The organism is uncultured Sphingobacterium sp. (assembly GCF_964277905.1).
Classification (GTDB): domain Bacteria; phylum Bacteroidota; class Bacteroidia; order Sphingobacteriales; family Sphingobacteriaceae; genus Sphingobacterium; species Sphingobacterium siyangense.
Genome location: NZ_CAXYKD010000005.1, coordinates 84508 through 96465, shown reverse-complemented (window position 1 = coordinate 96465; position 11958 = coordinate 84508). Strand labels below are relative to the sequence as shown.

The 11958-nt window shown below is 41.2% G+C and carries 10 protein-coding genes; 7 read left to right on the top strand and 3 right to left on the bottom strand.

What is annotated here, in order from left to right; genetic code table 11:
- Positions 1–359 precede the first annotated feature (359 nt).
- The gene (locus tag ACHWSC_RS03940) at positions 360–1007 is read left to right on the top strand and encodes a DUF6266 family protein (protein ID WP_394675850.1); all 648 of its coding nucleotides are present in this window, start codon (positions 360–362) and stop codon (positions 1005–1007) included.
- 15 nt (positions 1008–1022) lie between these two features.
- Here the strand turns inward: ACHWSC_RS03940 and ACHWSC_RS03935 are convergent, their stop codons facing one another.
- The 3 genes from ACHWSC_RS03935 to nagA form a co-directional block, all read right to left on the bottom strand.
- Positions 1023–1598: an acyl-CoA thioesterase gene (locus ACHWSC_RS03935; RefSeq protein WP_394675849.1), complete on the bottom strand. Its 576-nt coding sequence runs from the start codon at positions 1596–1598 to the stop codon at positions 1023–1025.
- Positions 1599–1676: 78 nt separating this feature from the next.
- Entirely contained in the window at positions 1677–3302 is a 1626-nt protein-coding gene (locus ACHWSC_RS03930; protein WP_394675848.1) for a glycoside hydrolase family 10 protein, read from the bottom strand.
- 95 nt (positions 3303–3397) lie between these two features.
- Positions 3398–4504: an N-acetylglucosamine-6-phosphate deacetylase gene (gene nagA, locus ACHWSC_RS03925; protein ID WP_394675847.1), complete on the bottom strand. Its 1107-nt coding sequence runs from the start codon at positions 4502–4504 to the stop codon at positions 3398–3400.
- A gap of 147 nt (positions 4505–4651) precedes the next feature.
- On the opposite strand from nagA, the gene ACHWSC_RS03920 reads away from it, so the two are divergent.
- The 6 genes from ACHWSC_RS03920 to ACHWSC_RS03895 all read left to right on the top strand — a co-directional run bounded on the left by ACHWSC_RS03920 (position 4652) and on the right by ACHWSC_RS03895 (position 11946).
- A complete protein-coding gene (locus tag ACHWSC_RS03920) occupies positions 4652–4783 on the top strand; it encodes a DUF6728 family protein (protein WP_338112831.1) in 132 nt (43 codons plus the stop codon).
- Positions 4784–4795: 12 nt separating this feature from the next.
- Positions 4796–5182, top strand: a complete 387-nt coding sequence (locus tag ACHWSC_RS03915) for a RidA family protein (protein WP_075994494.1) — start codon at positions 4796–4798, stop codon at positions 5180–5182.
- Between the two features lie 3 nt (positions 5183–5185).
- Positions 5186–6118, top strand: a complete 933-nt coding sequence (locus ACHWSC_RS03910; RefSeq protein ID WP_394675846.1) for an EamA family transporter — start codon at positions 5186–5188, stop codon at positions 6116–6118.
- Between the two features lie 434 nt (positions 6119–6552).
- Positions 6553–9612: a SusC/RagA family TonB-linked outer membrane protein gene (locus tag ACHWSC_RS03905; RefSeq protein WP_394675845.1), complete on the top strand. Its 3060-nt coding sequence runs from the start codon at positions 6553–6555 to the stop codon at positions 9610–9612.
- A 10-nt stretch (positions 9613–9622) separates the two neighbouring features.
- The gene (locus tag ACHWSC_RS03900; protein ID WP_394675844.1) at positions 9623–11293 is read left to right on the top strand and encodes a RagB/SusD family nutrient uptake outer membrane protein; all 1671 of its coding nucleotides are present in this window, start codon (positions 9623–9625) and stop codon (positions 11291–11293) included.
- 242 nt (positions 11294–11535) lie between these two features.
- On the top strand, positions 11536–11946 hold the full coding sequence (locus ACHWSC_RS03895; protein ID WP_394675843.1) for a hypothetical protein: 411 nt from the start codon (positions 11536–11538) through the stop codon (positions 11944–11946).
- Positions 11947–11958 lie beyond the last annotated feature (12 nt).

Below are 11958 nucleotides of genomic sequence, written 5' to 3'. Positions count from 1 at the left end.
TATAAAAGCATTTAGCACGACCTTTTCACCGCATTCGACAGCAAAAAACAAACATTAGCACAACAAAACCACCAATAGCATGCATCATCCAACACACAACAGCGTGCTTATGCAAGGAAATGCTCGGCATATACCAACATTTTAAGTTACTTGATAGTTATTATATTCGGAGATTGCTCGGTGCTTCTTCGGTACTTGTTCGGTACTCCTTCGGTGCTTCTTCGGTTGCAAGCGAATAAAGTCCGACTAAATTCCGTTTAAGCTCCGTTATAATTCCGAGAAAAGGCCGAACTTAATTTTGACCGATATCTATTTATTTTGTAACTTAAAGAAAAATCAATAGCAATTAACTTAATATTATGGCAGTCATTAAAAACGGTGCCAATGGCACGCTTTCGGGCAAAGCAGGATCAGTAGTGTTTGTTACCAATGGAAATACAACCTATGCAAGGAGTCTACCAAAGAAAACCAGAAAAAAACCTTCTGCAGATCAAATTCAATCAAGGTCGCGTTTTTCCCTCATCCAGAAATTCATCTCTCCAATGCTAGGCTTATTAAGGATCGGATTTAAAAACTATAACCCCGATAAAAAGGCCTATAGTAACGCCATGTCCTATAATCTCAATCATGCGACGGAAAAAACCGCAACTGGCTATACCATCAATTATGAAAACTTTCGCGTGAGTAAAGGGGTCCCCAATCCCATTTCCACCTATACCTTTCAAGTAGATAAAGAGACAGGAACATTTACAATCACCTGGGAATATGACGCAAATACTGCATCGCAATACGACATTAGCTCAAGTAATTGCCGTTTGCTGCTATACAATCCCGATGAGTGCGCTTTCACAAATGAAAGCATGAATCCCCTGACGCATAAAACACAGACAGCCACCCTAATCCCACAGCAAACCATCGGCAACTATCATGTCTATGTATTTTTCTACAAAACAGACGGAAGCGATGAATGCACAGACAGTAAATATCTAGGGACATTTGAATGGTAAGAAAGGGATGAATACTTAAGAGCTCAGACTGATCTTCACATCAAAATGCGCCGTGATATAAGCTTGCTGTTCGGCAGAGTCCGTTTCCAGGTCGTGGATAGCACGATCTCTTTCTTTGTCGACCTCCATCTTCACCACGCAGCGGTAGAAACGAAATACATCTTTTTCGGTCTCCAATATTAACCTTGGCACCCGGGCAGGCTTGCCTGTTTCATCTTTTGCCACCATCGTAAAATAGGATGAATTACAATGCTTGGCTTCTCCCGTCTGAATATTCATGGCTTCGACCCGAATACCGACTTCCATAGAAGAGTTACCTACATAATTCACAGAAGCGATCAATGTCACCAATTCTCCCACCTCAATAGGCTTCAAAAAATCAACTTTGCCAACTGAGGCCGTTACACAATAATGTGCAGAAAATTTGGACGCCACAGCAAATGCGATCTGATCCATCAATGATAAAATATAACCGCCGTGTATTTTACCGCCAAAATTAGCATTCGAGGGCAACATCAGCTGTGACATCCGAATCACAGAGTCGCTTACCGTTTTATAGCTTTCTTCCATACCTATAAATTTACCTTGCATAGATTACAATTCAAAACAAAAAAGGGATATCTAAAATTCAGATATCCCTTTTTTAAGTGCTGATGATACAACAACTCGTTATTTTATCTTCTCAGCGACATAAGGCCCTTCGTTACTCAGGCGGTCAACAGCTTTTACCGCAACATACTGCAGTTTTTTGTTGTTCAATGTCGTTGGAATGTCCTTACTTGTAACCCCCGGATCCAGAATCTCATATTGCCATACCCCACCGTAGTTGAGATATAGTACCCATTTTGAAACCTGATCAATTTGCTGATGCTGCCATTTCGCAAAGATATTGCCCCCTTGAGGGGTCAGTAGCAAAGTCGGTTTCAACAAAGGATTTGCATTCAGCCAAGGACTTGTTGGCACCAATGCTTTCACCTGATAAGGACCATTCACCAAAGCTTGTGTCATGGCCGGGTTTTTGGTCAGTCCCGCCAAACTCCAGTGGATTACACCTTCCCGGTTATCAGGCAATAGTGTACGTGCTGCCTCCACTTGATTCACAATTTCCTGAACATATTCCGGACCACGTCTACCAACCGTATTGATGCCCGGCCAAAGGTGGCGCCCCAATGTATTTTCACTTTCCCACCATTTTAACAAAGCCGTATAACTCTGTTTGGCTGGCTGTATAGGCCAATACAACTGCGGAGCAAAATAGTCTATCCAGCCTTTGTTCAACCATAATTTAGCATCTGCATAAAGCATATCATACTGGCTAGACCCCTGAATTCCAGACGGATAACCGGGTTTCCAGATACCAAAGGGACTGATACCGAATTTCACAAAATTCTTCTCTTTCTTAATATCCTTATAAATACGTTCGATAAAGGTATTTACACTATTTCTACGGAAGTCTCCGCGCGATAGATCCCCACCATTACGTTTGTATTCATTGTAACTTTCCGAATCCGGAAAATCCTGGCCACCATTATATTCCGCGTAAGGATAGAAATAATCGTCGAAATGCACACCATCGATATCATAACGTTTGACAATATCCATAACCACGCGCGCGGCGTGATCCTGTGTAGATTTTTTGGATGGATCAAACCAATAATAGCCCTGTTTCAATTTGACAACCGACTCGGGCATTTTGCGCGCCATGGAGGCTGAAGTAACGGCACCGCCAGCGGTATGGTGGGCACGGTAGGGGTTCAACCAAACATGAAGTTCAATCCCTCTTTTATGCGCCTGCTCCACCCAAAAATCAAGCGGATCGTAATAAGGAGAAGGTGCTTGCCCCTCTGTACCGGTCAAAAAGTACGACCAGGGCTCAAGATCACTTTTATAAAAAGCATCGGCTGATGGGCGTACCTGAAAAACAACAGCATTAAAATTATTATTTTTCAAAAAATCCAATATACCGATCGCTTCCTGCTGCTGCTCGGCCGTACTCAGGTTATTTTTGCTCGGCCAATTGATATTTGCAACAGAGGCCACCCAAGCTGCGCGAAACTCGCGCGGTAACACCGGAAGATCGACAACGATTTCCTTCTTCTTTTCTGCAACTGGCTGTTCTTTTGTTTCAATTGTATTTTTCACCCGTTCGCGCTTGGGTACCGAAGGCGGATCTTTTTTTACAATTTCGACATTTGTAGTTGTGGTATTGACAGGCTCCTGTTTCTTATTTTTCTTGGATGAACAAGAAGATAAAACAAAAAGTGCTGTCGCTAAAAATAATAGGGAACGTTTCATCAATCTATAGAATAGTGTTTTTTCAAAAACAACTAACGAAGATACGGATAATATTAGTGAATCTCGGCCAGTCGGTCAATCTTCTCCGAAATGGATCAGCGCTTTAACTCTCCTTTGAAGATCACCTGCTCCAGCTTAAAGTCATCATTAAAGACAATAACATTCGCCATACTTCCATGATTGAGATTTCCGATATCGCCTCTATTTAAAAGATTTGCGGGATATAGCGTAGCCATTCGGATCGCTTCATCATGTGGTATCCCTACCTTTTGCACAGCATTTTTCACCCCTTCGAGCAAGGAGATCGCAGCTCCTGAAATGGTACCATCAGGCAAAGCATAATATCCATCGTTCAACACATGCTGATAAATATCTTTATCGCAACTGGCTACAGCATCAGTAATCATAAACAGCCGCTCACCCATTTGACGTTTTGCAATTTTTACCGCTTCAAAGCTTACATGATGTCCGTCGACAATAATACTTGCCTGTGCAGTAGGATGATTAAAAATTGCACCGACCAACCCAACTTCGCGATGATGTAAAGGCGACATTGCATTAAACAGGTGGGTGCTTGTTGGAATCCCCAAATCATAACCATGGGTACCTTCCTCAAAAGTAGCATCACTATGCCCCGCACTGAGCAGCAAATTATAACTCTGCAAATACTTTAAGACATCGTCCGCTATACATTCAGGCGCTATGGTCATCATCTTGACAACCTGATTTCCTGCCAAAAGATCGTCAATCTTTTCCTTCGTAGGCTCGATAATTAATTCCGCAGGATGAGCACCCCGTTTTTTAGAATTCAAGAAAGGACCTTCCAAATGCAATCCTAAAAATGCATCATGCCGGAAGCCTTCTGCCACCCGAATGGCATCCTTAAATACAGGGATGGTATTGGTCGCCAGGGTCATCATAAAAGAAGTCGTACCTTTACCGACCAAACCCTCGGCGATGCGTTCCAAAGAGGCTACACTACGCTCGGCGGAATACAAGTCCGATCCGTCACCATACAATTGAAGGTCAATCAGCCCAGCACAAACAGTAGACCCGTTAACTGGATAACTGGTATAATCTGCAGGCACCTCCTGATCACTGACAATCGCTACAATTTTACCTTCACTGATCAGCAATGCTTTTTGTTCCAAAATCGACTCACCAGTGTATATTCTGCCTCCAATTAATGCTATCTTATTCATATAAATTCTATTTCATTACCAAGTTACCAAAATTCAAAAAAATCCGTCCACTTGTACAAGATTTTGTTTTATCCTCTACCGAGAGTTCCTTCAAAGTTTTTGATCTTTTCATTTTCACTTTCTAATTTACTGTTGTAACTTAGTTCCATGTACTTTTTTAGAAAGCGTAACGCCGATCGCCCCTCAAATGGCAGCATAAAAGCTATGCATATTATTAATGCAACGGCCATTATTGTCTTTTTATTGGGCCTGATCTACAAAATATTTTTTACATCCTAAACACTGTTATCCATGTCAAAAAAAGAAATCTTAAATACCGACAAAGCTCCTGCTGCAATTGGCCCCTATAACCAGGCTATCAAAGCCGGTAATACATTATATGTCTCTGGACAAATTCCATTGATTCCCGAAACAATGGAATTAATTTCATCGGGTGTGAAAGACGAAGCGCACCAGGTACTAAAAAATGTTGAAGCTATCCTGACACATGCGGGATATACTTTTGAAGATGTTGTCAAAGCTTCGATTTTCTTAAGTGATATGGGCAATTTTGCATTAGTCAATGAAGTATATGCGGAATATTTTAAAGAAGCGCAGCCTGCACGCGAGTGTGTTGCGGTCAAAACTCTTCCCAAGAACGTCAATGTCGAAATTTCAGTCATTGCCTGGAAAGATTAATCCGTGGAAAATAGCAACGAAACAACAAGCCGCGGAAAATATCTTTTCGCGGCTTTTTTGGCCCCATTTATTTGGGGATTTATGTCTATCCCTGTACGCTGGATACGCGGCTATCCGGCCGAGGATATTCTGTATTTTAGAATAATAACGGCGCTCCTGATCCTCTGGATATACCTGTTGCTGTTTCGAAGAAAAACCATGCAAGCTGATATTCGGAAGTTCCAACTTCTACCTCGGGCGGGAAAGCTCCGCCAGACCTGCCTTACCCTACTCGCGTCGGCGTTCATCTTTGGAAACTGGTTTACCTATATCTATGCGGTCAACCACATCAGCATTCAGTCTGCGGCATTGGCCTACCTGACCTGTCCCTTGATCACTGCGGCGGGAGCCTATCTCATACTCAAGGAGAAGCTAACGAACTGGCAAAAAACAGCACTTTTTATTGCTTTTGGCAGCGTTTGTCTCCTTGCAAAAGGTTCCTTACATGATGTCCTCTGGGCTATAACTATTGCCACGTGCTACGCTTTTTATCTGATCGTACAACGGGTATCTACGGGTTTCGATAAACTCAATCAATTGGTGATCCAGCTCAGTATATGTGCCTTGTTTGTGATCCCCAAACTGATCTACAATCATCATGCAATTCCGGCAGAACCCCTATTTTGGGGTACCATAGTTCTTATCGCATCGTTATTCACGATTATCCCCCTTTTCCTGAGCATGTATGCACTCATAGGCATTTCATCAACAACGACTGGCGTTCTGCTTTATATTAATCCGCTGATCGCATTTACTTTGGCTGCGACCTATTTCCGAGAACCCGTTTCCCCAATAAAATATATCGCTTACGCAATCATACTTGTTGCAATTATCCTTTTTAATATCAAAAACATCAAGGAGACTGTTTCTACATCGAAGACGCATGCAAAACAATAGATCATTTATTATTTTCAACGAACTCTTAAATCAAGTACACTGTCTGAAATTAAACAGATTACATCTTTCTGATGATGCAAGACAATGCCGCGATCTCTACTTAAAAAAATGACAAAACATATAACAAAATAATTATCAAGGCTTTAAAAGTAAAAAACACCTTATATGTATCATTTTGGTTTCATTAAATTTTTGATTTTTGCTCAACTATAGTAAATTAGATCTTTATTAAGGGAAATCACACCGCTCTTTCTTCCTATAACTAGGTATTGAATAGCACACACACTATTACAAATAATCACTTATTTTGTCCCCTCAAATATTCAATATCTCCCACTCTAACCAAATTGCTAAATGGAATTAGCCCATTCTAGTTAAAAATCGACTGTTATGAAATTATGTATATAAAAAACTGAATATAACACATATACTATATGAATAACAAATTATACACTACACTAAGGGTGCTTGGTATTGTTCCAGCAATGCTTTTTTCAGCATCTTTATTGCACGCGCAAACCAACCAGGTAAAGGGAACGGTTGTAGACGCTAAAACCAAAGCTCCTATTCCAGGTGCCACAATCAAAGTATTGGGCACTTCCAACGCCAGTTCTACGGATGGTAAAGGTGCATTTCAGATCAATGTAGACGATAAAAACCGCATACTGAACATCAGTACGGTCGGTTACGAAAATAAAACGGTTACGTTGGGCCCTGGAGAAATGACAGTAACGGTGAGTTTGGAAGAACAAACCCAACAACTGGAAAGTGTGGTCGTTACTGCTTTGGGTATTAGCCGTGCACAAAAATCCTTAACATACTCTACACAACAGGTCAGTGGTGACGAATTAAACAAAGTTAAAAGCACCAACTTGGCGAATAATTTAAACGGTAAAGTCGCCGGTGTTAACATTGCTTCCAGCTCTTCTGGACCAGGTGGTTCAGCAAAAGTTATTTTGCGTGGTAACAAGTCGGCTTCTGGCAACAACCAGGTACTTTACGTGGTCGATGGGGTTCCGATCAACAACCAGACATTGGCAAGTCAGCCAGACAACGTTTTCGGTGGACAGCGCGATGGTGGCGATCCTATTTCATTGATCAACCCAGAAGATATCGAAAACATCTCTGTATTAAAAGGAGCATCTGCTGCGGCATTATATGGTAGCCAAGCAGCCAACGGCGTTATCTTGGTGACAACAAAATCAGGTAAACAAGGCCGCACAACGATCAACTTCTCGTCAAGTGCACAGATCGAACAAGCTGTATCGACACCTAAATTCCAAAACCAATATGGCCAAGGTTCGGGTGGTAAAAACAGTAACACCAGTGTATTTAGCTGGGGCGACAAAACCAATGGCGCCAACTATGATAATGTAGGTGAATTTTTCCGCACAGGTAGCAACTTCACCAATTCATTGACATTGTCTGGAGGTAACGAAAAAAATCAAACGTACTTCTCTTATGCAAATACGCTTGCAAAAGGTATTCTTCCAGAAAATGACCTGATGCGTCACAATTTCAACCTTAAGGAGAGTGCTTCATTTTTTGATAATAAGTTAACGGTTGAAGGTAGTGCCAATTACATTACCCAAAAATTGGATAATGCGCCTAGTTCGGGCTTTTATTACAATCCATTGGTTGGAACCTATCTATTACCTCGAAGCTTAAATATCGCAGACTACAAAAATTACGAAACCTTTAATACAAGTCGTAATCTGAATGAACAAAACTGGTTCAGTCTAAGCGATAGCCCTACAACACAACAAAATCCATGGTGGATCGTCAATAGAAATCCTACTCAATCAACCCGAAACCGCTTGCTTTTAAATGGTAGCGCAAAATATAAGGTTGCCCCATGGATCAGCATTCAAGCCAGAGGAAGTGTCGATCGTACTTCAGAGGTTTGGGACCGCAAAGTCTACGCGAGCACACCAAATCCTTTAGGAAAAACAAATGGTAACTATAATTACACAAATACGACCATTACACAGCAATATGGTGATGTGGTTGCCAACATGAACTTTAATGTCAGCGATAAATTTCAGATTACTGGATTGGTCGGAACAAGTATCACAGACTGGAAAACCGAAGGTGTAGACTTTAATACAGGTATTGATGGATTAAAAATTCCAAATCAGTTCTTTATTCAGAACACAACAACTCCCGTGACTTCTACATTGTCGGCTAATCGGAGACAATTACAATCGGTATTTGCATCAGCCAACTTAGCTTATGACAACTGGATCTATTTAGATCTGACGGCGAGAAATGACTGGTCGAGCACATTAGCATTCACAGGAACAAAATCTTTCTTTTACCCTTCTGCGGGATTGGGCGTCGTATTGAACGACAAGTTAAACTTGCCTGAATTTGTCAATATGGCCAAGGTTCGTGGTTCATATGCGGTAGTGGGCAATGACTTACCTCCTTATACCAGCTTATTAACAAACACCGTGAATCCATACGCAGTGTTGACAGTTAATGACATTGCTTTCTTAAAAACATTAAAGCCTGAAAAGACCAAATCTTTTGAGATCGGTACAGAATGGCGTATGTGGAACAACCGTTTGAATGTGGATGTTACCTATTACAAAACAAACACGACGAATCAGTTCTTCAAGGTTGCTGCTAGCCAAGCTTCATTAAACAAGCAATATGCGATTAATGCGGGCGATATCCAAAACCAAGGTGTTGAAGCATTGGTATCATTGGATGCTATTAGAAATGACAATTTCAAATGGACAACAAGCGTCAACTTCACCTACAATAAAAACAAAATAAAGAAACTAGCTGATGCTGTTCCTGAATTTAATCTAACTGGTGAAAATCAAAACAACTTTGCTTCCAAACTTGAAGTAGGCGGTTCTTTTGGTGACATTTACGGGCAAGATTTTGTTCGCGATGGTGAAGGAAGGATTATTATTTCTGAAGATGGTATTCCGCAAAAAACCAACGCCTATACCAAGTTAGGAAATTCGAACCCAATTTGGCAAATGGGCTGGAACAATAGTTTCAATTATAAAAACTTCAACTTAAGTTTCTTGATTGACGGCAAGTTTAATTATGATGTCATGTCAATTACACAGTCGGTAATGGATGGTTATGGCGTATCTGAGGCAACTGGAGCAGCGCGAGCAAATGGTGGTGTTGCTGTAAACGGCGTTACACCAAATGGAACTCCTGTTTCTGTCGTCGATGCTGAGAAATGGTATACATCAACTGGGGGTATAGGTCCTGTCAGCAGCCAATATATCTATGACGGAACAGTCGTGAGACTTCGTGAGTTGACCTTTGGTTATGACTTCAATATCAAAGATAGCTTTTTCAAAAAACTGCGTGTAAATGCTGTAGGAAGAAACCTATTCTACATTTCGAAAAAAGCGCCTTTTGACCCGGAAGTAACGATGTCAACAGGCAATTCGTTGAGCGGTGTGGATATCTTTATGATGCCTGCTACGCGTAATTACGGTCTTACATTAAATGCAACTTTCTAAACGATCAACAATGAAATTTAATATCAAACATATATCTAAATTCTCGCTTGCCCTGTTACTTCTCGGAGGAACATTGACCAGCTGTACAAAGAATTTCGAAGAATACAATAAAAACAATATTGGGCTTACCGACGAAGATTTAAAAGGTGATGGACAGGATCTTGTGCTTTTTCTCAGAAATGCACAAATGTCTATCTATAATTTTTCCGGTGCTGGAGACCCTAACTCCTATCAGGTACAACAAAACCTGAATGCAGACGTTTTTTCAGGCTTTTTCATGTCACCTACGCCTTTCAATAGCGGACAAAACAACCTGAATTATGCGATGGTTAATGGATGGAATGGCGAACCGTTCCAGGTCTTATATCTTAACGTTATCAAATCCATTGAAAAATTAAAAAGCAATGGACTTGCAGAAACCTATCCTGCATTATGGGGTTCTGCTTTGGTGATCAAAGTAGAAGCGGCCAGTCGGGTGACAGATATCTATGGTCCTATTCCATATAGTAAAGTAGGTACCTCCAATACCGTTCCATACGACAAACAATCCGATGTATATGCTGCTTTCTTCAAAGAGCTTGATGAGGCTGTAACCGCATTGAAATCGTACAAAGCAGATAGTCCAATGGCTGCCAAAATTGACCAGATCGATCTTGTATTTCCGAATACAGATAATCAGGTCAGATTTAAAAATTGGTTGAAAATTGCCAATTCATTGCGCCTTCGTTTAGCGATGCGTTTGGTTAAAATCGATGCGACGTTAGCGAAAACACAGGCTGAGAAAGCATTGGACCCAGCAAATGGTGGTGTATTGGAAAGCAATAGCGAAAACTTCAAGATCACTGTACCTGCAGATGGAACCTACAGCAATCCACTTTGGTTTATTTCCAAAAACTGGGCAGATACCCGTATCAATGCGACGCTTTCGTCTTATATGACAGGATTGAATGACCCGCGTATCTCCAAATACATGGCACCTGTCATTAAAGATGCTACCACAACAGCTTTCGCTGGTAAATACATTGGAATCCGCACAGGAGCTGATGGTATCGAAAAGGATAAATACCAGAAACTATCCGCTTTGAATACCGAAGGTACAACGCCTACTTTCGTAGCGACAACAGCACCGGTATTGATGACTGCCGCTGAAGTTTACTTCCTACGTGCCGAAGCAGCACTGAGAGGTTGGAACAATGCTGGCGGAACAGCGCAATCACTTTATGAAAAAGGAGTGGAAACTTCCTTTACGCAATGGGGTGTAACTTCAGGTTTAAGCACTTACCTAAATGATAATACAAGTAAAGCAGCAGCTTACGAGGATCCTTTCAATGCAAAGAATAATGCAGATTCACCAAGTGCTCTTACAATCAAATGGAATGAGGGTGCTACCAATGAAGAAAAATTGGAACGTATTATCACACAAAAATGGTTGGCGATCTTCCCTGAAGGACAAGAGGCTTGGAGTGAATTCCGCCGTACAGGATATCCTCGTCTATTCCCAGTTGTTGTCAACAATAGCGGTGGACTGATCGATACTAAAATACAGATCCGTCGTTTACCGTTCCCACAAAATGAATACAATACAAATGCAGCTGAAGTACAATCTGCAATTTCCTTGTTGGGCGGACCTGACAACGGCGGTACCAGACTTTGGTGGGATGTAAATAAGGGTAATTTCTAATCGAGAAATGATCCGGAATAAATTCTCAAACGGGGCTGTCCAAAATGATTGGACAGCCCTCTTTTTATGCAATTAATACCTACCCTCCAACTTTAACCAAGTCTCTTCTCTTCTCTTCTCTTCTCTTCTCTTCTCACAGCTACTGCGACATACTCCAAGTTCCCTTAACAAAAACTTAATAGAGACCTCCTGTAGCAGAGATCAAAAATTACCCGTTTAGTTAAAAAACCAAGAAGAATATTATGAAAAATCTATCCATTTTGGGTATAACCACCCTCTTAGCCTGCAGCCTGCTATTTGTTGTCTGTAAATCGGAATCACATTTAGAAAACCCCTACAAGGATAAAACAGAAAAGGAACTTGAGTCGCTTTCCAATGAGAAGTACAGCAAAATCGTAGCCTTTGCTAGCCCAAAATCATGTACTGACGCTACGGAATGGGAAATGATGGAAATACGGACAATCTGCGGAATAAGTTATCTCCCCTACCACAAATCCGTAGACAAAACAAAATTGCAGAATATGATCAATGACAACAACAAACTGATGGAAATATACCAGCCTATGATGGCTCCCCGAATAAGTTGTGCCCCTTATCAAAAACCAACAGGTATTATCTGCAAAGAAGGCCAGGCAACGATTAAATACGAATAGACAGATTTTACA

Coding starts and splice junctions, on each gene's coding strand:
- ACHWSC_RS03940 (WP_394675850.1), top strand. CDS start 360: ATGGCAGTCATTAAAAACGGTGCCAATGGCACGCTTTCGGGCAAAGCA.
- ACHWSC_RS03935 (WP_394675849.1), bottom strand. CDS start 1,598: ATGCAAGGTAAATTTATAGGTATGGAAGAAAGCTATAAAACGGTAAGC.
- ACHWSC_RS03930 (WP_394675848.1), bottom strand. CDS start 3,302: ATGAAACGTTCCCTATTATTTTTAGCGACAGCACTTTTTGTTTTATCT.
- nagA (WP_394675847.1), bottom strand. CDS start 4,504: ATGAATAAGATAGCATTAATTGGAGGCAGAATATACACTGGTGAGTCG.
- ACHWSC_RS03920 (WP_338112831.1), top strand. CDS start 4,652: ATGTACTTTTTTAGAAAGCGTAACGCCGATCGCCCCTCAAATGGCAGC.
- ACHWSC_RS03915 (WP_075994494.1), top strand. CDS start 4,796: ATGTCAAAAAAAGAAATCTTAAATACCGACAAAGCTCCTGCTGCAATT.
- ACHWSC_RS03905 (WP_394675845.1), top strand. CDS start 6,553: ATGAATAACAAATTATACACTACACTAAGGGTGCTTGGTATTGTTCCA.
- ACHWSC_RS03900 (WP_394675844.1), top strand. CDS start 9,623: ATGAAATTTAATATCAAACATATATCTAAATTCTCGCTTGCCCTGTTA.
- ACHWSC_RS03895 (WP_394675843.1), top strand. CDS start 11,536: ATGAAAAATCTATCCATTTTGGGTATAACCACCCTCTTAGCCTGCAGC.